General features: G+C 75.7%; 20 protein-coding genes and 1 riboswitch. Of the genes, 5 read left to right on the forward strand and 15 right to left on the reverse strand.

All coding sequences use genetic code 11. The features are described from left to right. Window positions 1-91: 91 nt before the first annotated feature. Window positions 92-304, reverse strand: coding sequence for a hypothetical protein (locus ABT015_RS38045; RefSeq protein ID WP_502897442.1), 213 nt, complete (start codon window positions 302-304; stop codon window positions 92-94). A 401-nt stretch (window positions 305-705) separates the two neighbouring features. Between ABT015_RS38045 and ABT015_RS30900 the strand changes: the two genes are divergently transcribed. Beyond that, window positions 706-1560 carry a helix-turn-helix domain-containing protein gene (locus ABT015_RS30900; protein ID WP_350884988.1) on the forward strand — a complete coding sequence of 285 codons (855 nt, stop codon included), beginning with the start codon at window positions 706-708 and terminating at the stop codon, window positions 1558-1560. Window positions 1561-1586: 26 nt separating this feature from the next. Here ABT015_RS30900 and ABT015_RS30905 read toward each other — a convergent pair whose 3' ends face one another. The 6 genes from ABT015_RS30905 to ABT015_RS30930 all read right to left on the reverse strand — a co-directional run bounded on the left by ABT015_RS30905 (window position 1587) and on the right by ABT015_RS30930 (window position 8251). Continuing rightward, window positions 1587-2504: an ECF transporter S component gene (locus ABT015_RS30905; RefSeq protein WP_502897443.1), complete on the reverse strand. Its 918-nt coding sequence runs from the start codon at window positions 2502-2504 to the stop codon at window positions 1587-1589. Continuing rightward, window positions 2501-4123, reverse strand: coding sequence for an ABC transporter ATP-binding protein (locus ABT015_RS30910; protein ID WP_350884994.1), 1623 nt, complete (start codon window positions 4121-4123; stop codon window positions 2501-2503). Before ABT015_RS30910 ends, ABT015_RS30905 begins: the two co-directional genes overlap by 4 nt. Beyond that, window positions 4120-5223, reverse strand: a complete 1104-nt coding sequence (locus ABT015_RS30915) for a CbiQ family ECF transporter T component (RefSeq protein ID WP_350884997.1) — start codon at window positions 5221-5223, stop codon at window positions 4120-4122. Before ABT015_RS30915 ends, ABT015_RS30910 begins: the two co-directional genes overlap by 4 nt. A 48-nt stretch (window positions 5224-5271) precedes the next feature. Beyond that, complete coding sequence (locus tag ABT015_RS30920; protein WP_350884999.1) at window positions 5272-6099, reverse strand: SCO2322 family protein; 828 nt, start codon at window positions 6097-6099, stop codon at window positions 5272-5274. Further along, window positions 6096-7337: an SCO2321 family membrane protein gene (locus ABT015_RS30925; protein WP_350885001.1), complete on the reverse strand. Its 1242-nt coding sequence runs from the start codon at window positions 7335-7337 to the stop codon at window positions 6096-6098. The genes ABT015_RS30920 and ABT015_RS30925 overlap by 4 nt, the downstream gene beginning before the upstream one ends. 117 nt (window positions 7338-7454) lie before the next feature. Continuing rightward, a riboswitch (cobalamin riboswitch) is annotated at window positions 7455-7529 on the reverse strand. Window positions 7530-7621: 92 nt separating this feature from the next. After that, entirely contained in the window at window positions 7622-8251 is a 630-nt protein-coding gene (locus ABT015_RS30930; RefSeq protein WP_063351068.1) for a TetR family transcriptional regulator, read from the reverse strand. Between the two features lie 254 nt (window positions 8252-8505). On the opposite strand from ABT015_RS30930, the gene ABT015_RS30935 reads away from it, so the two are divergent. From ABT015_RS30935 to ABT015_RS30945, 3 genes are all read left to right on the forward strand, one after another. Next, window positions 8506-9816: a glycosyltransferase family 4 protein gene (locus tag ABT015_RS30935; protein WP_350885003.1), complete on the forward strand. Its 1311-nt coding sequence runs from the start codon at window positions 8506-8508 to the stop codon at window positions 9814-9816. A 124-nt stretch (window positions 9817-9940) separates the two neighbouring features. After that, window positions 9941-10717 (forward strand): class I SAM-dependent methyltransferase, encoded by a 777-nt coding sequence (locus ABT015_RS30940; protein ID WP_350885007.1) that lies wholly within the window; start codon window positions 9941-9943, stop codon window positions 10715-10717. Next, on the forward strand, window positions 10714-11775 hold the full coding sequence (locus ABT015_RS30945) for a prenyltransferase/squalene oxidase repeat-containing protein (RefSeq protein WP_350885009.1): 1062 nt from the start codon (window positions 10714-10716) through the stop codon (window positions 11773-11775). Before ABT015_RS30940 ends, ABT015_RS30945 begins: the two co-directional genes overlap by 4 nt. A gap of 113 nt (window positions 11776-11888) precedes the next feature. On the opposite strand, the gene ABT015_RS30950 is transcribed toward ABT015_RS30945, so the two are convergent. The 4 genes from ABT015_RS30950 to ABT015_RS30965 all read right to left on the reverse strand — a co-directional run bounded on the left by ABT015_RS30950 (window position 11889) and on the right by ABT015_RS30965 (window position 16007). After that, entirely contained in the window at window positions 11889-12809 is a 921-nt protein-coding gene (locus ABT015_RS30950; protein WP_350885012.1) for a hypothetical protein, read from the reverse strand. A gap of 195 nt (window positions 12810-13004) precedes the next feature. Continuing rightward, on the reverse strand, window positions 13005-13985 hold the full coding sequence (locus ABT015_RS30955; protein WP_350885015.1) for an N-acetylmuramoyl-L-alanine amidase: 981 nt from the start codon (window positions 13983-13985) through the stop codon (window positions 13005-13007). A 7-nt stretch (window positions 13986-13992) separates the two neighbouring features. After that, complete coding sequence (locus ABT015_RS30960; RefSeq protein ID WP_350885018.1) at window positions 13993-15183, reverse strand: hypothetical protein; 1191 nt, start codon at window positions 15181-15183, stop codon at window positions 13993-13995. Window positions 15184-15350: 167 nt separating this feature from the next. Further along, complete coding sequence (locus ABT015_RS30965) at window positions 15351-16007, reverse strand: class I SAM-dependent methyltransferase (protein WP_350885020.1); 657 nt, start codon at window positions 16005-16007, stop codon at window positions 15351-15353. Window positions 16008-16183: 176 nt separating this feature from the next. Here ABT015_RS30965 and ABT015_RS30970 point away from each other — a divergent pair, with 176 nt between their 5' ends. Next, on the forward strand, window positions 16184-17275 hold the full coding sequence (locus ABT015_RS30970; protein WP_350885022.1) for an alcohol dehydrogenase catalytic domain-containing protein: 1092 nt from the start codon (window positions 16184-16186) through the stop codon (window positions 17273-17275). Window positions 17276-17367: 92 nt separating this feature from the next. On the opposite strand, the gene ABT015_RS30975 is transcribed toward ABT015_RS30970, so the two are convergent. The 4 genes from ABT015_RS30975 to ABT015_RS30990 form a co-directional block, all read right to left on the reverse strand. After that, complete coding sequence (locus tag ABT015_RS30975; RefSeq protein WP_350885024.1) at window positions 17368-17541, reverse strand: hypothetical protein; 174 nt, start codon at window positions 17539-17541, stop codon at window positions 17368-17370. 167 nt (window positions 17542-17708) lie between these two features. Continuing rightward, on the reverse strand, window positions 17709-19415 hold the full coding sequence (locus tag ABT015_RS30980) for an ATP-binding cassette domain-containing protein (protein ID WP_350885026.1): 1707 nt from the start codon (window positions 19413-19415) through the stop codon (window positions 17709-17711). Between the two features lie 206 nt (window positions 19416-19621). After that, window positions 19622-21277 (reverse strand): ATP-binding cassette domain-containing protein, encoded by a 1656-nt coding sequence (locus ABT015_RS30985; protein WP_350885028.1) that lies wholly within the window; start codon window positions 21275-21277, stop codon window positions 19622-19624. A gap of 137 nt (window positions 21278-21414) precedes the next feature. Then, window positions 21415-21558 (reverse strand): VenA family class IV lanthipeptide, encoded by a 144-nt coding sequence (locus tag ABT015_RS30990; RefSeq protein WP_159398410.1) that lies wholly within the window; start codon window positions 21556-21558, stop codon window positions 21415-21417. Window positions 21559-21754 lie beyond the last annotated feature (196 nt).

The following is a 21754-nucleotide window of genomic DNA, read 5'->3' on the forward strand; positions in this document are numbered from 1 at the left end:
AAGTTGCGCTCGTGTCACACAACACGGTCTACCGGATCAGGTCCCGCGACGCAGGCGATTCCCTCAGATTGATCACAACCAGATACGCGCCCTAGAGGGAGAGGAAGTCGGCGACCTTGGCGACGACCTCGCGCTGCCACGCCTGTGACTGCGGGTGTGCGTACGTGGGGTCGTCGTGCACGGCGAAGCCGTGCTGTGCGCCGTCGAGTTCGTACAGTTCGGCTCCGGCGCCGAACAGAGGAGCGAACCGGCGGGACAGTTCGACGTCGACGAAGGTGTCCTTCGTTCCGTGGACGATGAGCACTGGCGACTGCGCGTCGGCGCAGAGCCTTTCGGGGTCGAGGTGAAGCCGCCCTCTTCGCGGGTGATGCCGGCACCGTGAGTGCGAATGGCGAGTGCCACTGGGGGAGTTGGGGAGGGGTGACCGTGCCGAGCAGTTCCGTGCCGTCCAGTGGCCGGAACGCGGTTTCGTGGTCAGCCATGAGTCGAACGTAGCAACTCGCCCATGATGTGGGGCGTGTCCCGGGCTTGTGAGCCTGGGGGGCGCTGGGGTGTGCGCGCTTGCGCCGTCCGTTTGGGTGATGTGGTGGGGAGTTTGACGCTTGGTTAGCGCATTACGGTGATCATTGGGTCGGCGCGGGCGTTCGGAGGGACGGCCTGTGCGCGGCACAAGTGAGCCCCGGCGGTGCGCTAACACCCCGGGGAATGGCACCAGGAGCAAAGGACTCCCGAATGCACATTCATCGTATCCCGAAGCACTCGCCCGGGTACACGATCCTCGACAACGGCCACGTCGTCCGGAAGCACTCGCTGAGCTGGACGGCGCGTGGGCTGCTCAGCTACCTGCTCAGCCTGCCGGACGGTGCGCGGGAGGACATCCGGACGCTGGCGGCGAAGAGCGTCGAGGGGCGGGCGGCGGTGGCGCGGGCTCTCCGTGAGCTGGAAGCGGCCGGGCACTACGTGCGGCGGACACAGCGGGATCCGGTGACGGGGCAGGTGCGGACGATCGTCTCGGTGCACGAAGTGCCGGTGACGGGCAAGGCGGTTCACACCGTGCCGCCGCTTCCCGTGTCCCCGGCCGCCGGTGGGCCCGGAGCTGGGGTGGCGGGCGACGGGAAGGCGGGAAGCCCTTCCGGAAAGGTGAGGGCGAAGGAAGCGGAAGTTCCCTCCGTCCCTCCGTCCGGGAAGTTGACGGCGGGCATGGCGCTGCTGCTCGAACTCGGGCGCAGGGATCCCAGGATGGCGCTGGCGGGCAAGCCGCTGTGCGATCAGGCCGCGCGGGTGGAGGGGCTGCTCGCGGGCGGGTGGAGCGGGGAGGCGCTGGCGGGGATTCTGGCCGCGCCCTTGCCGGAGAGGGTCACGCACAGCGTGGGCGCGGTTCTCGCGGGGAGGTTGGCGAAGGTGCCGCCCGTTCCGTCGACTCCGCCGGGCGGCGGCGGGCCGGGGCCGCGTCGGCATGAGTGCCCCGGGCGGGACGGCTTGTGCGGGCGGCCCGTCGCGGGTGTCGGGCAGGTGTGCGGGGAGTGCCGGGCTCCGAGGGTGTCGCGGGCCCTGCCGTAGTCGGCCCCGGGGTGGGGAGGCGGAGTTCACCCGCCCGGCGGCCGGGACTCGGGCGGACGGAACGCCACCGGCGCGTCGAAGGCGGCCCGGCGGGTGGCGCGACGCAGGGCGCGCAGGACGGCGGTGCCGAGGGTGAGGCAGAGGACGACGGTGAGGGCGGCGCGGGGGAGGTCCCAGCCCAGCGACGTGGTGAGGCAGTAGGCGGCGAAGCGGACCAGGTTGGCGGGCAGCGGGTCGCCGGGGACGAAGGAGATGGAGCCGGAGAGCCCGGCGATGTACGGCCAGCCCTGGAGGTTCATGATCGTGCCGTAGAGGACGGAAGCCAGCGCGCCGTAGCCCGCGAGCAGCCAGAGCTCGGGCCGGCCGCGCAGACGTGCGGCGCCCGGGAGGAGGCCGGCGCCGAGGCAGACCCAGCCCATGGCGAGCATCTGGAACGGCAGCCAGGGCCCGACGCCGCCGGTGAGCAGCGCGGACGCGAACATCGACAGCGAACCGAGGACGAAGCCGAAGCCCGGCCCGAGCACCCGGCCGGACAGCACCATGAGGAAGAACATGGGCTCCAGCCCCGCCGTGCCCGCGCCGAGCGGCCGCAGTGCCGCGCCCGCCGCCGCGAGCACCCCGAGCAGGGCCACGGACTTGGCGTCCAGGCCGGGCGCGCCGCCGCCCGCCGTGCGGCCCTCGGAGATCTGGGCGATGACGACGGCGAGGAGCAACGGCAGCAGCAGGGCGAACAGCCAGGGGGCGTCGGTGGCGTGGCCGACCAGGGCGGACTTGGTGGAGGCGAGCAGCGGCCAGCCGAAGGCCGTCACCCCGACGAGGGAGGTCAGGAGCAGGACCGTTACGGATCGGCGGCCGAGGGGCACGGGGCGACCGGCGGGAACGGCGGGAACGGCGGAAGGAACGGGGCGACCGGCGGGAACGCCGGAAGGAACGGGGTGGCTCATGCGCTCAGCGCCTCCGCGACCTGGCGGACGGTGAGCCACGGGCCGGGTGCCAGCACCTTGGCGACCTGCGGGGCGAACGCGGGGGAGGAGACGACGACGTCGGCCGTCGGGCCGTCGGCGACGATCTCGCCCTCGGCCAGGATCGCCGTGCGGTGGGCGAGTTCGGCGGCGAGTTCGACGTCGTGGGTGGCCAGCACGACGGCGTGGCCTTGTGCCGCGAGGTCGCGCAGGATCTCCACCAGCCGGGCCTTGGCGGCGTAGTCGAGGCCTCGGGTCGGCTCGTCGAGCAGCAGCAGCGGGGGCCGGGCGGTGAGCACGACGGCGAGCGCGAGGGTGAGCCGTTGGCCTTCGGAGAGGTCGCGCGGGTGGGCGGTGTCGGCGATGCCGGGCAGCAGTCGTTCGACCAGGGCGCGGCAGGTGCCGGGGGTGGCGTCCGTGTCGGTGTCGGCGGCGGCGCATTCGGCGGTGACGCTCTCGCCGTAGAGGAGGTCGCGCGGGTCCTGCGGGACGAGGCCGACCTGGCGGATCAGTTCGGCCGGGCGGGTGCGGTGCGGGGTGCGGCCGCCGACCGTCACCCGGCCGGAGGCGGGGGTGTGCAGGCCGACCAGGCTGCCCAGCAGGGTGGACTTGCCGGCGCCGTTGCGGCCCATCAGGGCGGTGATCTCACCGGGGTGCAGCGCCAGGTCGACGCCGCGCAGGGCCTGGACGGGGCCGCGCCGGACGGCGAGGCGTTCGGCGGCGGCGATCGGTGCGGCGGTCGGTGCGGCGGTCGAAACGGTTGGAACGGGGGCCGCGCCCGGGTGCAGACCGTCCAACTGGGAGCGCAGCCCGGCGGCCTTGCGGCGGGCGTCGCGGACGGACAGCGGCAGCGGCCGCCAGCCGGCGAGCCGTCCGAGGCCGACCACCGGCGGGTGCACCGGCGAGTGCGCCATCACCTCGGCGGGCTCGCCGAGGACGGGCGGGGCGCCCGGGGTGAGCAGCAGCACCTGGTCGGCGTACTGGACGACGCGCTCCAGCCGGTGCTCGGCCATCAGCACGGTGGTGCCGAGGTCGTGCACGAGCCGCTGGAGGACGGCCAGCACCTCCTCGGCGGCGCCCGGGTCCAGCGCCGAGGTGGGCTCGTCGAGGACCAGGACGCGCGGGTGCACGGTGAGCACCGAGCCGATCGCGACGCGCTGCTGCTGGCCGCCGGAGAGGGAGGTGAGGGCGCGGTCGCGCAGGTCGGCGAGGCCGAGCAGGTCGAGGGTCTCCTCGACCCGGCGCCGCATCACGTCGGCGGGCAGGCCCAGGGACTCCATGCCGTAGGCGAGTTCGTCCTCGACGGTGTCGGTGACGAAGTGCGCCAGCGGGTCCTGGCCCACCGTGCCGACCAGGTCGGCGAGTTCGCGCGGCCGGTGCTCGCGGGTGTCCCGGCCGCCGACCGTGACCCGGCCGTGCAGGGTGCCGCCGGTGAAGTGCGGGACGAGCCCGCTGACCGCGCCCAGCAGGGTGGACTTGCCGGAGCCCGACGGGCCCACCAGCAGGCAGAGTTCCCCTTCGGGCACGGTCAGGTCGACGTCCGCGACGGCGGGGGCGGCGGCGTCCGCGTACCGGACGGAGACCTGCTCGAAGGTGATCACGAAGCCCTCCGGGGCGGGGTCGGGGCGGCGAACGCCGGTACCAGGCCGAGCAGTACGGCCAGCACGGCGGCCAGCGGCAGCGCGGGGACGGTCGGCGGGACGACGGTGGGCGCGAAGGCGGCCGGGTCGCGCGTGGACAGGTAGATGGTCAACCCGGCGACGGCGGCGCCCGATCCGGCGGTCAGCCACTCGGGCAGCGCCCAAGGGTCAGGACGGTAGCGCGTTCTGACGGAGCGTCGGCTACCCAGCAGCAGCCCGGCGAAGGCGGCGGCCAGTCCCAGCAGCAGCACCGGCGGTGCCCAGCCCGCGCCGCCGGCGGTCAGCAGCCCGTACGCGGCCAGGCAGATCCCGAGCAGGCCGGCCAGGGTGAGCGCGGCCGTCGCCCGGGCGAGCCGGCGCGGGACGTCCGCGGTGCGGCCGAAGCCGCGGGTGTCCATCGCCGCGGCCAGCGCCACCGAACGCTCCAACGCGCCCTCCAGGACGGGCAGTCCGACGCTCAGCACGGCGGCGATCCCCCGGTCGGTGCGGCCGCGCAGGCGGCGGGCCGCCCGCAGCCGGCGGACGTCCGCGACCAGGTTCGGCGCGAAGGTCATCGCCACCACCACCGCCACGCCCGCCTCGTACAGCGCGCCGGGCAGGGCGCGCAGCAGGCGGGCCGGGCTGGCCAGCGCGTTCGCGGCGCCCACGCAGACCAGCAGGGTGGCCAGGCGCAGCCCGTCGTACAGGGCCGCGAGCAGTCCCTCCACGGTCACCCGGCCGCCGATCCGCACCCCCTGCGCCCAGGTGGGAAGCGGCACTTCGGGAAGCGTGAACAGCACGTGCGTGCCTGGGACGGGCGAGCCGAGCAGCACTGCGAACACCAGCCGGATGCCCAGCACCAGCAGGCCCAGCCGCAGGAACGCGCCGTACGAACGCGACCAGGGCGCGTCGCCGCGCCGGGCCGCGACCACGTACCCGGCGACGGCGGCGAGCAGCAGCAGGATCACCGGATTGGTGGTGCGGGTCGCCGCCGCGCCCAGTCCGAGCGCCCACAACCACCAGGCCCCGGGGTGCAGTTGCCGGGGTCCGGTGGGCGGGCGGGTGGCGCGTGCGGTGCTCATGGGTCAGTCCAGGTGGAGGGGGCCGGAGGGGGAGCGGCTCGGGAGGCTTCAGGAGGTGCGGCGGCGGCGCGCCTGCCAGACGGCACCGCCGGCCAGCACGGCGATCAGCGCTCCACCGGCGATCAGGCCGACGTCCGGGCCGGAGTCCGGGCCGGAGTCCGAGCCGCCGCCGTCGCCGGACGGGCCGGCCGGCTTGGCCGCCGACCCGAGCTGGTCGGCGCACCCGGCCTTCGGGAAGCCCGCGATGGCGCAGAGCAGGCCGTTGGCGTCGTAGCGCAGCGGCGGGGCGACGGCGGCCAGCACCTCGGCCGAGGTGGCGTTCGAGACGACGCTGGCGCACGCGCTCCGCTGCTCGGGCGGAGCCTCGGCGGAACCGGAACCGGAACCGGAACCGGAGCCGGAACCGGAGCCCGAGCCGGAACCCGAGCCAGAACCCGATCCGGAGCCGGAGCCCGAACCCGAACCCGAACCCGAACCCGAGTCGGCGGTGGTGCCGAAGTCCAGTACGACCGCGACCCGCTTGCGGCCCGCCTGCGCGGGCGTGTCCGCGCAGACGGCGGCGAAGTCGCCCGCCGTCCGGGGCCGCGCCGCATCCTGCCCGCCGTCCGGACTCACCGCGAACCGCCACCCGTCGACGGCCCCGTCCGGCGGCACGGCGACGGCCGGCCCCTGCTGCTGGTACAGCCACCCGTCGCCGCCGGCACGCCAGAACGACCAGTACCGGTACCCCGTCGCCGCCTCCGCCGGCGCCCCGGCGGAGGCGACCAGCAGGAGCACCGCACCGAGCGCCGCACCGAGCAGCGAGCCGAGAGCGCGGCGGCCACGGCGGCGGGCCAGGCGGGCCAGGCGGCCCAGGTACGCGGGGCGGGGTGTCACAGGCTCTGGCCGCGCTTGCGCTGGAGGCTGAGGAGGAGCCCGCCGCCGAGGCCGACGAGGAGCCCGACGATGATCAGCCAGTACTGGCCGATGCCGTCGTCCTTCTTGGCCGCCGCCGTCGTCGGGGCGGGGCCGGCGGTGGCCTTGAGGGCCGGACCGAGGGCGGTGAGCTCGGCGGTCAGCGGGGCGGTGTCGCGCTGGGCGGCCTGGGTGACGAGCAGGAGGCTGGCGGTGGCGGCGGCGTCGGTGCCGCCCTTGGTCCAGCCGGCGCCTTCCTTGGCGAGCCAGTCGACGGCGCCGGCGGCCTGCTGGGGGTGGCCGCTCTGGATGAGGCCGAGGGCGGCCCAGGCGGTGGCGTTGTAGTCGGGGGTGGGGGCGGCGCCGGGGGTGGTGAGGGTGAGGTGGTTGCCGCCCGCGGCGAGCTGGGCGGTGAGGTACGCCCCGGCGGCCTCGCCGGAGTCGGCGTGCGCGACGGGGGTAGCCGCGGCGGAGGCGGAGTCGCAGCCGAGGGCCTTGGGGGCGGCGTCGGTGCGGGCGGTGGTGGCGACCGGGAGGTGGCCGCCGGCGGCGGCGAGCGAGGCCTGGGCGCTGGCGAGGGCGTTGGGGGCGAGCGCACCGGAGGACGGGTCGGGCTGGTAGGCGAAGGCGCCGCGCTGGTCGGCGGGGGCGGTGCAGCCGAGCTGGAAGAGGGCGAGCCCGTCGAAGGCGTTCCTGCCCGTCTTGGCGACGCCGGCCGGGTCGGTCTTGGCGGCGAAGAGGGCGTTCACGGCGAGGCCGGTGGAGTTGGCGTCGCCGGGGCTGCCGGGGTTGTAGGGCCAGCTGCCGTCGGCGTTCTGGGTGGCCTTGAGCCACTGGACGCCCTTGTCGACGGCTTCCTGGTGCCCGCCGAGGGCGACGAGGGCCTGGACGGCGACGGCGGTGGCGTTGCTGTCCTCGGTCTTGGGGTCGCAGGCGGCGCCGGCGGCCCGGAAGGAGGGCCAGCCGCCGTCCTCGCACTGCTGTCCGGTGAGCCAGCCGACGGCGGAGTCGGCCGGGGTGGCCTTGGCCGCCGCGAGCGCGGTGAGCGCGAGGGACTGCCGCCAGACGCCGTCGTACGTCGGGTCGCCCTTGCCGTAGAGGCCGTCGGGGACGGCGGCGGCGGTGGGCGCGGGGCTGTCGGCGAGGGCCGGTCCGGCGGCGGCGCCGGCGAGGAGCGCGGCGGACAGGGCGGCGGCGCCCAGGCGGGCGGCGGTGAGCATGGTGGGGGTGTGCCTTTCGGTGAGCGGTGGTGGCCCGGCGGGGCCGTTCCGTAGTCCTCGACGGTGCCGGGCGGTGCGCGTGGCGGGCCCGGGCTGGCCGCTCGCCCCTCCACGGGCGGTCCGACTCGCCCGGGCCGTCACGGGGCCGGGCTCACGGTTGCGGGGTCAGCGCCGGATTCGCACCGGCTTCCCCCGGGGGAGGGACGGGATGAAGTTGTGCTGTCCGTCGACTTTAACCGCCGGGCGCGGCCGGCCCCTCCTGCCCGGGCAGGAACAGGTTCCAGTCAGGGCAGGGTGAGCAGCCTGGCCGCGGTGTGCAGGTCGGCCCGGACCTCGGCGATCGAGGCGCGGCCGGAGAGCCAGGCGACCAGGGCGGAGTGCCAGGTGTGCTCGATCACCCGGACGGCCGCGCGCTGGCTCTCGCTGGGTGGCCCGGACTGGCCGATGGCGTCCAGGATGAGCTGGCCGGTGGCGGTGCTGACCTGGTCCACCTCGGCGCCGACGGAGCGGTCCGCGAAGGACAGCGCCCGGACCATCGCCTCGGCGAGCAGCGGTTCGCGCTGGAGCGCGTGGAAGGCGCGGGTGAGCGTGTCGGCGACCCGCGGGGCCGGTTCGGGGTCGGTCGGCGGGTGGCGCCGGATGTGCTCCTGGAGGCCCTGCAACTGCTCCAGCATGACCGCGACCAGCAGGTGCACCTTGGACGGGAAGTACCGGTAGAGCGTGCCGAGGGCGACCTGCGCGGTCTCCGCGACCTCCCGCATCTGCACCGCCTCGTACCCGCCCCGGGCGGCCAGGGCGGTGGCGGCCCGCAGGATCCGGCGCCGGCGTTCGGCCTGGCGGGCGGTCAGCGGCGGCTCGCCCGGCTGTGCGGGGGGCGGGGTGGTGGGGCTCGTGGAGGTGGTCGGCGGCGGCAAGGAGTGCTCCCGGGGCGCGTGGGTGGCGGCGTGCTCCACAAGGTCGGCAGGGTCGGCGTGGCGGGAATCACCAGCCCTGGCTCCTGAGGGAAAGCTACGGGCCGGTATCTTCGAGGTCTCTCATTGTTCACATGGTCGATGACGAGTTCCACAGCCACTGAAACCTGATCTACTTTAGCGACCGGCGGCAGCGCCGTCGCCAACGCAGAGACAGCAGCAGCACAGGAATAGCAGCTAGAGATGAGGGCCCGAGGATGACCGCGCAGCCGCTGCGGATTGCCCTGCTGTCGTACCGCGGGGACCCCTTCTGCGGCGGTCAGGGCGTGTACGTGCGCCACCTCTCCCGCGAGCTGGCCAGGCTCGGCCACCACGTGGACGTGATCGGTGCCCAGCCGTACCCGGTGCTGGACGAGGTCGAGGGCCCCGGTTCGGTGCGCCTGGTCGAGCTGCCCAGCCTGGACCTCTACCGCGCCGAGGACCCGTTCCGCACGCCCGCCCGCGGCGAGTTCCGCAGTCCGGTGGACGTGCTGGAGTTCGCCACCATGCGCACCGGCGGCTTCCCCGAGCCGCTGACCTTCTCGCTGCGCGCCCGCCGGTACCTGGCCCGGCACAAGGGCCGCTACGACGTGGTGCACGACAACCAGACGCTCGGCTACGGCCTGCTCGGCCTGGCCCGGCACGGCTTCCCGCTGGTCACCACGATCCATCACCCGATCACCGTGGACCGGCAGTTGGAGCTGGACGCGGCCACCACCCGGGTCAAGCGGCTGTCGCTGCGCCGCTGGTACGCCTTCACCCGGATGCAGCGCCGGGTCGCCGCCCGGCTGGACCACGTGATCACCGTCTCCGGCACCTCGCAGCGCGAGATCGCCGAGCACCTGGGCGCCGCGCCGGGCGCGATCTCGGTGGTGCCGATCGGCGCCGACACCCGGCTCTGGTCGCCGTCCGAGGAGATCGCCCGCGTCCCCGGACGGATCGTCACCACCTCCAGCGCGGACGTCCCGCTCAAGGGCCTGGTGTTCCTGGTCGAGGCGCTGGCGAAGGTGCGCACCGAGCGCCCCGCGCACCTGGTGGTGGTCGGCAAGCCGCAGAAGGAGGACGGCCCGGTGGCGGAGGCGGTGCGCCGCTTCGGGCTGGCCGACCACATCGAGTTCCGCAGCGGTCTGACCGACCAGGAGCTGGTCGACCTCTACCGCTCGGCCGAGGTGGCCTGCGTGCCGTCGCTGTACGAGGGCTTCTCGCTGCCCGCCGCCGAGGCGATGGCCACCGGCACCCCGCTGGTCGCCACCACCGGCGGCGCGATCCCCGAGGTGGCCGGGCCGGACGGGGAGACCTGCCTGGCCGTGCCGCCGGGGGAGCCGGACCGGCTGGCGGCGGCGCTCGGCCGGCTGCTGGACGACCCGCGGCTGCGCGCCCGGCTCGGCGCGGCCGGCCGGGAGCGGGTGCTGGCCCGGTTCACCTGGGCGCGGGCCGCCGAGCTGACCGCCGACGCCTACCGGGCGGCGATCGCCACCGGCGCCGGCGCCCGGGCCCGCTCCGGGCCGGGCTGGCGGTACGTGCCCTGAGCCGCTCCGGCCGCCCTGCGCGGCGCCCGCCCGGCGGCCCCGGCCGCCCGGTCCGGAGCGGTAGCGGGATCGAACTGACGCGGCGTCAAGTTCGCTTGGTAGCAAAAGGAATGGGAGCCCTGCAGTGCTGACCGTCGATTTCTCGCGCTTCCCGCTCGCCCCCGGCGACCGGGTGCTAGACCTGGGCTGCGGCGGGGGCCGGCACGCGTTCGAGTGCTACCGCCGCGGCGCCAACGTGATCGCCCTCGACCAGAACGCCGAGGAGATCGCCGAGGTCCAGAAGTGGTTCGCCGCGATGGAGCAGGCCGGTGAGGCCCCGGAGGGCGCGTCGGCGGTCGCGATGGAGGGCAACGCGCTGGCGCTGCCGTTCGAGGACGACTACTTCGACAAGATCATCATCTCCGAGGTGATGGAGCACATACCGGACGACAAGGGTGTGCTCAACGAGATGTTCCGGGTGCTCAAGCCGGGCGGGCTGCTTGCCGTCACCGTGCCGCGCTGGCTGCCCGAGAAGATCTGCTGGACGCTGTCCGACGAGTACCACGAGGTCGAGGGCGGCCACATCCGGATCTACCGGGGCGACGAACTGCTCGGCAAGCTCAAGGACGCCGGCCTGGAGCCCTACGGCACCCACCACGCGCACGCGCTGCACTCGCCGTACTGGTGGATCAAGTGCGCGGTCGGCGTGAACAACGACAAGGCGCTGCCGGTCAAGGCCTACCACCAGCTGCTGGTCTGGGACATCGTCGGCACCCCGGTGATCAGCACCCTCACCAAGGCCGCCGAACGGGCGCTCAACCCGGTCATCGGCAAGAGCTTCGTCGCCTACGCGTCCAAGCCGCGGCGGACCGAGCGCACCGAGCGGACCGAGCACACCGAGCCCGGGCGCGTGGACGCATGACCGCCGCCGTCCCCGAGGCACTGCTGCTCGACGGGGTGCTCGACGCCGAGCAGGCCGCCGGCACCGTCCGCAGCATCCTGGCCGAACAGCTCCCCGACGGCGCCATACCCTGGTTCGCCGGCCACCACCTCGACCCGTGGGACCACACCGAGGCCGCCATGGCCCTCGACACCGCCGGCGAGCACGCCGCCGCCGAGGCCGCCTACCGCTGGCTCGCCGCCACCCAGAACCCGGACGGCTCCTGGTACGCCGCCTACACCGACGGCGCCGTCACCGACCGGGCCAAGGAGACCAACTTCTGCGCCTACGTGGCCGTCGGCGTCTGGCACCACCACCTCAGCGCCGGCGACGACGCCTTCCTGGAGTGGATCTGGCCCGTCGTCCGGCGCGCCCTGGACTTCATCGTCGGCCAGCGGCTGCCCGGCGGCCCGATCGCCTGGCGCCTCGACGAGGACGGCACCGCCACCGACGAGGCGCTGCTCACCGGCTCGTCCAGCATGCTGCACGCGCTGCGTTGCGGGCTGGCCATCGCCGAGTACCTGGAGGAGCCGCAGCCCGACTGGGAACTCGCCGCCGGCCGGCTGGGACACGCCATCACCCACCACCCCGAGCGGTTCCTCGACAAGGGCCGCTACTCGATGGACTGGTACTACCCGGTGCTCGGCACCGGACTGCGCGGCGACGCGGCGCTGGAACGGATCGACCGGGACTGGGACCGCTTCGTCGTCCCCGGCCTCGGCGTGCGCTGCGTCAGCGACCGCCCGTGGGTGACCGGCGGCGAGAGCGCCGAACTCGCCCTCGCGCTCTGGGCGATCGGCCGATCCGACCGCGCCGTGGAGATCCTGCGCTGGATCCAGAAGCACCTGCGGCACGAGGACGGCTCCTACTGGACCGGGTACGTCTTCGAGGACGACGCCGTCTGGCCGGAGGAGCGCACCACCTGGACGGCCGGCGCGCTGCTGCTCGCGGTCGCCGCGCTCGGCGGCGACCCGGCGACGGTCGCGGTCTTCGGCGGGGAGCAGTTGCCCGCCGGGCTGGTGGTCCAGGACTGCTGCTGAGGCCCGTGGCCGTGGCCGAGGCTCGCTTAGGACGGCTGAGGCTCGTACGGGTAACGCGAAGGGGTGGGACCGGAGAGATCCGGTCCCACCCCTTCGTCGTACCGGCGGGGGCGTCAGCCGCGCTGGATGCCCGAGGTGTCGGCCAGCAGGCCGACGGTGCCGTCCTGCAGCTGGGCGACCAGCGCGCTGCCGCGCTGCTCGACCGCCAGGTACCAGGTGCCGGGCACCAGCTCGCCGACGGGGGCGCCCGCCGGGTTGTCCTTCGACGCCAGCGAACGCGGGGCCGGGACGGCGAACCAGAACGGTGCGAAGTCGGCCGCCGGGGCGGCCGGGGTCGGCTGCGGCTGCGCGGCCGGGACCGGCTGCGGGGCAGCGGCCGCGTCCTGCGGCTGACCGGCCTGCACCGGCTGCGGCTGGCCGGCCGCCGGGTAGCCGTAGCCACCGGGCTGGGCACCGTACGCCGGGGCCTGGTTCGGGTCCTGGCCCGGGGCCGGGTAGCCGTACTGGCCGGGCTGCACCGGCTGGCCGGGCTGGCCCGGGGCCGGGTAGCCGCCCTGGTAGGGGACGGCCGCCGGACGGTCGGCGACCAGCGGGGCCTTCAGCGCGGGCACCAGCGGCGCGGCCGCGGCCGCACCGGCCAGCACGATCAGCGCGATGAGGCCGAGCCAGGCGCCGAAGCCGTGCCCGAAGCTGCCGCCGGCCGGGCCGCCGGCCAGCGACCACAGCGACGTCCACAGCGCGACGACGGCGAAGGAGATGCCCCACTGGTCCAGCCGCAGGCCGAGCACCTGGCGCCCGGCCGCGGCCTCGCCCTGGAAGCGGTGCAGCAGGATCAGCACCGCGGAGGCGATACCGAGCAGGTAGATCGAAGGCAGGATGGGGAACAGCTGGGTGCTCCACGCGTTCTGCGACGTGTCGCCGCAGTACCGGCCGGTGCAGTCCACCGTCCAGTAGGGCAGGAAGGAGGCGATGAAGAGCAGGACGGCCGCGCCGGCGACGGCGGCGTCTCCCCTGGTGAGAGCGCGCAGATTCACTAACGTTCCCCTCGTTGACGTGTCGTGGACGGCGGTTCGTGCGGTCGGGCTGACCGGCCGAAACTCCCGAACGGACCAGAAGCCTAGGCCCAACCGCACCGCCGGTGCACGGCGGGACCGGGAATGGGGCGAAGTCGTTGTCAAAGGCGCGACCCGGGCGGCGCGCACGTCGTCGGCCGCCTCGGCCCAACTCCCTTACCGGGTGGTCAGATACGCCGTCAGCGCGTCGGCGATGCCCTGGGCCGCCCGCTGCCGCCACTGAGGATCCGTCATCCGTTTGGCGTCCACCGGGTTGCGCATGTTACCGCACTCGATGAACACCTTCGGCACCGTGGACAGGTTCAGACCCCCCAGGTCGGAGCGGGTGTCCAGGCCGTCGCTCGCGATGTAGTCCGCGTACGGCTCGCCCGTCGCGGCGCGGAAGTGCTCGCGCAGCAGCAGGCCGAGCCGGCGCGAGGGCTCGACGATCGCCGCGTTGTCCGCCTTCCCGGCCACCACCTTCGCCGGGAGGATCACGTGGAACCCGCTGCCGCCCGCCGGACCGCCGTCCCCGTGCACCGACAGCGCCACGTCGGCGTGCGCGTCGGCGCCGGCCCGGGCGCGCTCGTCGACGCAGGGGCCCCACGGGCGGTCGCCGTCCTGCGCCAGCACCACCGTCGCGCCGCGGGCGGCCAGGATGGCGCGGGCCCGGTGGGTGACGTCCAGGGTGTACTCGGCCTCGGTGTAGCCGGAGTTGGTCTCGGTGCCGGTGGTGTCGCACTGCTTGCGGGAGTTGCCGATGTCGACCAGGCGGTTGATCTCGGCGGTGTGCGCGGAGTTGCCGGGGTTGTGGCCGGGGTCGAGCAGGATGGTGCGGCCGGTGAGCGCGGTGGGGGAGACCGGGGTGTCCGACGGGGCGGGTGTGTTCGAGGGGGCGGGCGTCGCCGGAGTTGTCGAGGGCGCCGGGGTCGTCGGGGTCGTCGGCGTCTGGGCCGGGGTTCCCGGTGCGGTGGTGCCCGGGGTGGCGGTTCCGGCCGGGGAGGTGGCCGGCGCGGCGGTGCCGCCCACCGCCGCGGAGTGGCCGAGGGACTGCCAGCCCAGCCAGCCCGCCAGACAGAGCGGAACGGCCGCGCCCACCGCCGTGGTGGCGCGCAGCAGGGTGGAACGGCGGGGCGTTCGGGCGTTCGGGCCGGTCACGGGTGGATCAGATCCTGTCCTGGGTGCGCGGGGTGAGGCCGTACGTGTCGGCGATCGGCTTCCACTTGCCCGCGAAGTCCTTCTTCGCCTGGGTGGCCTGCGGGTTGAGCTCGTCGGCCCGCTTCTTGTCGGCGGTGTTCGGGGCCGAGCCCGAGCAGCCCTGGCCGGCGACCGCCCGCGCCCAGTTCGCGTACGCCCGGTCGATGTCGGCCGACAGCTGCCAGGCGGACTTCAGCGACGCCATCGCGTCCGCGCCGCCCGGCACGTCGGAGGCGCTCATCCCGGCGAGCTTGCGCAGCAGTCCGTCGCGCTGCTTGGCGCCGTTGTCGAACACCTGCGCCGCGCTCTCGATGTCGGCCTTCGCCGGGCAGCTGCTCACCTTGGCGACCGCGCTGCCGATCGGGGCCTTCGCGCTCTCGCCCTCGGTGAGCAGGCCGTCCAGGGCCTGTGCCTGCGTCTTGGCGTCGGCGCCGGCACCGCTCGCCGTCGGGGACGGTGCCGCGGCGGACGAGGCCGGGTCGGTGGCGCCGTTCGGCGCGGCGTCCGTACCGGTGGGCGCCGGGCCCGTCGGCGGGTTCCCGGTGGACGTCGCGGAGGCGGACGGCGGGGCGGGCGAGGCCTGGTCCTTCTTGTCGCCGCTGTTCCGGGCGGCCACCAGCAGGCCGCCGCCGACCGCCACCACCAGGAGCAGCGCGAAGCCGATCAGCAGCGGCGCCTTCCGGTTCTTCGGACGGTCCTCGTCGTCCGGGTCCTCGTAGCCGGCGGGATAGCCGGCGGGATAGCCGGAGGGGTGGTCGGAGGGGTAGTCGGGCTGTCCCTGGTACGGGACGAACGGGGGCTGCTGCGGGCCGGCGGGCGGCTGCGGCGGGTACACGTAGCCGGGGCCGGGGGCCTCGCCGGACACGTAGCCGGGCCCCGGGTTCTGCGCGGACGCGTGGGAGGGGAACGGCGCCGGCGGCGGCACGGACGGCGGCTTCGGGGCGGCCAGGTACGGGCGGGCGCCCAGCGGTGGGCCCTGGTCCCCGACGGCGCCGGTGGCGGGCTGAGCGGGGGTGGGCTGCGCCGGGTTCGGCTGCGGCGGGGTGGGCTGAGCCGGGGTGGGCTCGGCGGGTCGCTGCGGGCCGCGCACCCAGCCGCCCGCGCCGCCGCGCGCGGTGGGATCCCAGACTGCCGGAGCGGTGTTGTGCTGGTCCGTCATGTGCCGCTAGCCCCCACCGTCCGCCGATGCTCTGCCTGGTGCTGCGCGGACACCGTACCGTTCGAACCTCCGCCCGACAGCTCCGGCACGACGTTAGAGCATCCGTGCGGGGCTGTGGGGCCGCTCGGCGGATCGGCGGGCGGATCGGGCGGTGGATCGGCGGGCGGTCAGCTCGCGGCGGTCCGGCGCAGGACGCGCAGCGAGCCCGTCACCGAGACCTCCTCGAAGCCCTCGGCCAGCGCCCGCAGGTACACCCGGTACGGGGCCTGGCCGCCGTCCGCCGGATCCGGGAACACGTCGTGCACCACCAGCAGCCCGTCCGGCGCCAGGTGCGGGGCCCAGCCCTCGTAGTCGCCGGTCGCGTGCTCGTCGGTGTGCCCGCCGTCGATGAACACCAGGGCCAGCGGCCGCCCCCACAGTGCCGCGATCCGCGGCGAGCGGCCCACCAGCGCCACCACGTGCTCCTCCAGCCCGGCGGCGTGCAGCGTCCGGCGGAAGCGCGGCAGGGTGTCCATCAGCCCCACCTCCTGGTCCACCAGCGTCGGGTCGTGGTACTCCCAGCCGGGCTGCTGCTCCTCCGAGCCGCGGTGGTGGTCCACCGTCAGCGCGGTCGTCCCGGTCTCCCGGGCGGCCGCCGCCAGCAGGACCGCCGAGCGGCCGCAGTAGGTGCCGATCTCCAGCACCGGCAGACCGGTGCGCCGCGCCGCCGTCACCGCCGCCGCGTACAGCGCCAGCCCCTCGTCCACCGGCATGAATCCGGTGGCCGCCTCGAACGCCGCCAGCACCTCGGCCGCCGGGCGGACACTCTCCAGCAGGTCGGACATCACGGTGCTCCTCGGGCTCGGGACGTGCGCGAACGCGTTCGCCCCGGACCCTACTCGACGGTAGAGGGGCGGACCACAGCGGCCCTGGAACGTGTTCTAGTCGGGTCGGGGCGCCCGTGTCAGAATCGGGCCCGACCGTGGAAACCGAGCACACGAGGCACACCGGGAGCAGCCCCATGCGCGCAGCCGTCCTGCACAAGACCGGCCAGGAGACCCTCGACGTCCGGGAGGACGTGACGGCCGTCGGCTTCGGGCCGGGCGCCGTACGGGTCCGGATGCGCGCGGCCAGCCTCTGCCACTCCGACCTCTCGGCGATGAGCGGCGTCCTGCCGCAGCCCGCGCCGTTCGTTCCCGGGCACGAGGGCGCCGGGGAGGTCGTGGAGGTCGGTGAGGGTGTGACCGGCCTCGCCCCCGGTGACCGCGTGGTGCTCTGCTGGATGGCGCCCTGCGGCCGCTGCGCGCACTGTGAGCGGGGCCGCGGCCACCTGTGCATCGCCAGCCTGCGGCGGCTCGGCGCGCCCGGCTTCCGCTTCGAGGACGGCGGCGCGGCGGTCGAGGCCTCCGGGTTCTACGGCACCGGGGCGTTCGCCGAGGAGGTCGTGGTCGCCGCGGACGCCGTCATCAAGGTGCCCGCCGACCTGCCGTACGAGGCCGCCGCGCTGATCGGCTGCGGGGTGACCACGGGCGTCGGCGCCGCCGTCAACACCGCCCGGGTCGAACCCGGCGCCTCCGTCGCGGTGATCGGCGCGGGCGGGGTCGGGGTCGCCACCGTGCAGGGCGCCCGGGTCTGCGGCGCCGCCCGGATCACCGTCGTCGACCCGGTCGTCTCGCGCCGCGAGCGGGCCCTGGCCTTCGGCGCGACCGAGGCGATCGCCCCCGAGGACCTCAAGGCGACGGCGAAGGGCCTGCCCGGCGGCGGCTTCGACTACGTCTTCGAGGCCGTCGGCCGGTCCGCCACCGTCCGGGCCGGCTACGACGCGGCCCGGCGCGGCGGCGCGGTCGTGGTGATCGGCGCCGGCGCGCAGGACGACCTCGCGCAGTTCACCATGGGCGAGCTGTTCTTCAACGAGAAGCGCCTGCTGCCCTCGCTCTACGGCGGGGCGCCGGTGGCCCGCACCATCGCCCTGGTCGTCGACCTGTGGCGGGCCGGGCGGATCGACCTCGACGGCATGATCAGCCACCGCGTCGACCTGGCGGACGTCAACGAGGCGATCGCCCAGATGCGCAGCGGCGAGGCGCTGCGGACGGTCGTGACGCTGGGGCGCTGAGCCGCGCGCCCTCCCCGAACCCGCGACCCGGGATGCGACGAGGGCCCGCCGGGGGGTGCTCCCCCCGACGGGCCCTCCCGGTGCGGGCGTGCTCAGCCCCGGTCCGCCGCGGCGCGGTGCCGGCCGTGCGGGTCGGCCTCGGGCTTGTCGTCGGCGGCGGAACGGCCCCGGTGCCGGCCGTGCGACGAGGTGTCCCCGGCGGTGCTCTCGTCGGCGTCGGTCCCGTTGGCCGTGGGTCCGGTGGTGTCGGTGAGGGTGTCGGACATCAGAAATCGTCTTTTCCGTGCGGAGGGTGCAGGTCATCGGCGCCCGGCCGGCGCTTGGCGGCGCGCGGTCGGGTCCCCGATCGGGCGCTCGGTACGCGCCACAGCCGGTGATCGCGGCCCGTGCCCCGGCCACCATAACGGCCGGAACGGACGAGATCCTATCGAGATCATGACGCGCGACCCGCCGTCGAACCCAGCCAGTGACCGACCAACTCGCGGTACAGCGGGGACAGCACCTGAAGATCGCCGTGCCGGGCGAGCACCCCCCGCCCGCCGTCCAGCAGCAGCACCCGGTCCGCGCGCAGGGCCGAACTGATCCGGTGCGCGACGACGACGAGAGTCCCCGGCCGGGCGGCGAACGCCCGCTCGACCCGCTCCTCCGCACGCGGGTCCAGATGGCAGGTCGCCTCGTCCAGCACCACGACCGGAGCCGGCGACAGATACGTCCGCACCAGCGCGAGCAACTGCCGCTCCCCGCCCGACAACACGCCCGGATCGCGCAGGACGGCCTCCGGTCCGCCCAGCCGCGCGACCACCTGATCGGCCCCCAGCACGCGGACGGCACGGGCGAGTTGCTCCTCGGTGACCTCCGGGGAGAGCCAGGTCAGATTGGACCGCACCGGCCCCGGGAACACGTACGCCTCCTGCGGCACCAGCGCCACCAGCCGCGCCCGCGCGGCCCCCGCCAGCCCGTCCGGCCGCACCCCGCCCACCGACACGGCCCCGCCCGTCGGCGTCAGCACCCCGGCCAGCAGGGCCGCCAGCGTCGACTTCCCCGCCCCGCTCACCCCCACCACGGCCACGTGCTCCCCGGGGCCGAAGCCGACCTCCAGCCCCTCCAGCACCGGAGCCCCGGCCCCGTCGTGCCCGTACCTCAACCCGCTGACCAGGACCTCCGGCTCCGGCCCCGCGGCTCTCGCGGGCGGTGTGCTCGGGGCCGCGTCCGCCGGGAGGTCGCTCGTGGTGGCGGCCAGGCGGTCCAGGACGACGGCGAGGTTGAGCAGCCAGCCGCCGACCGTACCCGCCAACGTCCGCACCGCCGGGTCGAGTTGCTGCAGCAGATAGGTGGCGACACCGAGCAGTTCGCCGGGGGTCAGGGCCTCGCGGGCGAGCAGCCAGGGCGCGGCGGCGAGGACGGCCAGGACGGGCAGCCGGCCGCCGAGGGCCACGACCAGCGCGCGCAGGGCCGAGGCCCGGCCCAGGGCGCGGGAGGCGGCGGCGCTCGCCCGGGCGGCCCCGGTCAGCGCCTCGGCGACCTGCTCCCGGGTGCCCGTGGCCTGCACGTCGCGCAACCCGTGCAGCGCCCGCCCCGCCTCGGCGGCCAGCCGCTCCTCGGCGAGCACGACCGCGTGCCGCCGCGCCACCAGCGGGCGCAGCAGCCGGGCGAAGAGGAACCCGGCGGCGAGCAGCGGCAGCAGGACCAGCGGCAGGACGGCGGGCGCCAGCAGCGCCAGGCCGGCCAGGGCGGCGACCAGGGTGACCCCGACGCCGCGCAGGGTGCGCAGCAGGGTGGCGGTCAACTGTCGCGCGGACTCCACCTGTTCGGTGAGCCGGGCGACCTCGGCCGGATCCGCCGACGGCCGGGCGAGCGCGCTGCGGACCACCCGCTCGACCAGGGCGTCCCGCAACGGCTCCACCACCCCCGCCAGGTGCGGGAACCCGGCCCGCGCCGCGTACGACCGGACGGCCATCGCGGCGCCGAACCCGGCCAGCCAGGCCACCCCGGCCCCCGGCCGCCCTGCCAGGAACCCCTGGTCGACGGCGGCCGAGACGAGCAGCCCGGACAGCAGCGGCGGCAGCGCCTCCACCCCGGACCACGCGAGCAGCCGCAGCAGCGGCCCGCGGGTGACGGCCAGTTGCCGGAACAGCAGCACCCATCCGGGGGAGGCGAGCGCGGGAAGTCGGCGTCGCCGACTTCCGGTGCCGGGTGGTCGGCCCGCGCCGGGCCGGTGCGGGGCTCCGGCTGTTGCGGGCCGCCGGCGATGCCGACTTCTCGTGCCGGGCGGGGCGGGCGGTTGCGTGGGAAGTCGAGCGGGCCGACGTCCTGCGCCGCCGTCGGACGGGGTGCGGTGGCGGGCCATCAGGCGGAGGCCGTCTGGAGGGCGGTGTCCGACAGGGCGGCGCGGTAGTCGGGGTCGGCGAGGAGGGTGGTGTGCGGGGCGAGGGCGCGCAGGCGGCCGGCGTCGAGCCAGGCGACGAGGTCGGCGCGGGCGGCGACGCCGGCGCGGTGGGCGACCACCAGCCGGGTGCGGCCGAGGGTCGCGCGATCGAGGGCCTCGGTGACCAGGTACTCGGTGGCGAGGTCCAGGCCCGAGGTGGCGTCGTCGAGGACGACGACCCGGGCGGGCTGGGCCAGGAGCCGGGCCAGGCCGAGGCGTTGCAGTTCGCCGCCGGAGAGCCGGAGTTCGTCGAGCGGGGTGTCCCAGCCCCGGGGCAGCCGCTGGAGGAAGCCGTCCGCGCGGGCGGCCGCCGCCTCGGCCGGGCCGGCGCCGGCCAGCGCGTCGCGGACCGTACGGCCGACCAGGGCGGGCCGGGCGAAGGCGTAGCCGACCGCGTGCCGCAGTTCGGACGGGGCCAGCGCGTCCACCGGGACGCCGTCGATCAGCACGGTGCCCTCGTCGGGGTCGCGCAGCCGCCCGGGCAGCGCGGCCAGCAGGGACTTGCCGGAGCCGGAGCGCCCCACCAGCGCGACCGTGCGGCCGCCGGGGATCGTCAGGTCGAGCGGGCCGAGCAGCACCCGGTCGCCGTCGCGCACCACCACGCCGCGCAGGACGACCTCCCCGTAGCCGCAGGCGGGGAGGGCCGCCAGGCCGGGGTCGGTCGGGCGGACGGCCAGCAGTTCGTCGGCCCGGGCCTGCCCGGCGCGGGCGTGCGCCACCGCGACCAGCGCCTCGACCTGCTCGAAGAGCCCGGCGCCGAGGGCCGCCCAGCCGGCCGCGGCGGCGAGCGCCCCGGGGGCCAGGGCAGCGTCGGCGAGGAGCGACCCGGCGGTGGCGAGCACCGCGACCTCGACCGCCGCGATCAGCAGGGTGGCCTGCCAGGCGGTGCGCCGCTGCGCCGCCCAGAGCGCCTGTCCGGCGGCGGACAGCTCCGGCAGCGGCGCCAACACCCGTGCCGCCTCGCGCTGTTCGGCGCCGGCGGCGTGGATGCCGGGCAGTCCGGCGAGGGCGCCGCTGAGCCGGGCGGCAAGGTCGGCCTGGACCTCCTGGTAGCGGGCGAACGCCGGTCCGGCCTCGCGCAGGAAGAGCCGGATCAGCACCACGCCGGGGACGACGCCCGCGAAGAAGGCGAGCGCCAGCCACGGCGACAGCAGCCCGAGCCCGACGATCGCGCCCGCCGAGGTGAGCAGCGCCGTGGCCGCGCCGAGGACGGCGGGCCGCCGGCCGCCCGCGTCGCCGGCCGAGCCCAGCAGGCGGGCGGCGAGGTCGCCGGGCGGTGGTCCGTGGCGGAGCCGGCCGCCGGGCCCGAGGGCGAGCAGGTGGCGGACGAGGCGCCCGCGCAGGGCGGCGGTGGCCTCGGCGGAGCAGGCCGGGCCGGCCGCGGCGGCGGTGGCGTCGGCCGCGGCGGCCACGCCCAGGACGAGGGCGAGCCGTACGAACGCGCCGGGCCCGGGCCGGTGGCCGAGGGCGGCGTCGACGGCCGCGGCGAGGGCGGCGGGCAGGGCGAGCGTGGTGGCGGCCCCGACCGGCAGGGCGATGCCGAGTGCGAGGGTCCAGCCGGTGGGGCGGCGGGGCAAGTCGGAGCTCCCGTCGGAACGTCGGATCGTCGGAACGTCGGGTAGGGGTCGGGGGGCGGGCACGTGCAGGGAAACGGACGGTGCCGTCCCCGCCTGTCCGGACAGGCGGGGACGGCACCCACGGCTCACCGCCTGGATCAGCTGTTGGTGAAGATCAGGCAGGTGAGGATGAGACAGGTGTACTGGCAGCCGGCGCCGTGGCCGGTCAGCTCGACGGACTCGGTCTCCGGCAGGTCCTGCAGCGCCGCGAGGTCGGTCTCGAAGTCCACCATGTTCTCCATGATCGGGTTCCTCCCCTGGAACTACGCCCGCCGCGATCTGCCTGCGGGCATCGGGTGTCGCCCCCGGGCGGCTCGGTCCGCCGCGCCGGGGTGGTGCCCCGGGCCGCGTCGGGCCCGGGAGTCTGTGTGGTGAGGTGTCGACGTCCTGATGTCGAGGAGTCGAGGAGTCGAGGTGTCGAGGATTCGAGGAGTCGAC

The sequence above is a fragment of the Kitasatospora sp. NPDC094016 genome (genome assembly GCF_040304045.1).
GTDB lineage: Bacteria > Actinomycetota > Actinomycetes > Streptomycetales > Streptomycetaceae > Kitasatospora.

Excerpts from the sequence above, each read along its gene's own strand:
- ABT015_RS30945 (WP_350885009.1), top strand. The coding sequence starts at position 10,714 with ATGACCGCCGCCGTCCCCGAGGCACTGCTGCTCGACGGGGTGCTCGAC.
- ABT015_RS30900 (WP_350884988.1), top strand. The coding sequence starts at position 706 with ATGGCACCAGGAGCAAAGGACTCCCGAATGCACATTCATCGTATCCCG.
- ABT015_RS30925 (WP_350885001.1), bottom strand. The coding sequence starts at position 7,337 with ATGCTCACCGCCGCCCGCCTGGGCGCCGCCGCCCTGTCCGCCGCGCTC.
- ABT015_RS30905 (WP_502897443.1), bottom strand. The coding sequence starts at position 2,504 with ATGAGCCACCCCGTTCCTTCCGGCGTTCCCGCCGGTCGCCCCGTTCCT.
- ABT015_RS30915 (WP_350884997.1), bottom strand. The coding sequence starts at position 5,223 with ATGAGCACCGCACGCGCCACCCGCCCGCCCACCGGACCCCGGCAACTG.
- ABT015_RS30935 (WP_350885003.1), top strand. The coding sequence starts at position 8,506 with ATGACCGCGCAGCCGCTGCGGATTGCCCTGCTGTCGTACCGCGGGGAC.
- ABT015_RS30965 (WP_350885020.1), bottom strand. The coding sequence starts at position 16,007 with ATGTCCGACCTGCTGGAGAGTGTCCGCCCGGCGGCCGAGGTGCTGGCG.
- ABT015_RS30990 (WP_159398410.1), bottom strand. The coding sequence starts at position 21,558 with ATGGAGAACATGGTGGACTTCGAGACCGACCTCGCGGCGCTGCAGGAC.
- ABT015_RS30975 (WP_350885024.1), bottom strand. The coding sequence starts at position 17,541 with ATGTCCGACACCCTCACCGACACCACCGGACCCACGGCCAACGGGACC.
- ABT015_RS30970 (WP_350885022.1), top strand. The coding sequence starts at position 16,184 with ATGCGCGCAGCCGTCCTGCACAAGACCGGCCAGGAGACCCTCGACGTC.
- ABT015_RS30960 (WP_350885018.1), bottom strand. The coding sequence starts at position 15,183 with ATGACGGACCAGCACAACACCGCTCCGGCAGTCTGGGATCCCACCGCG.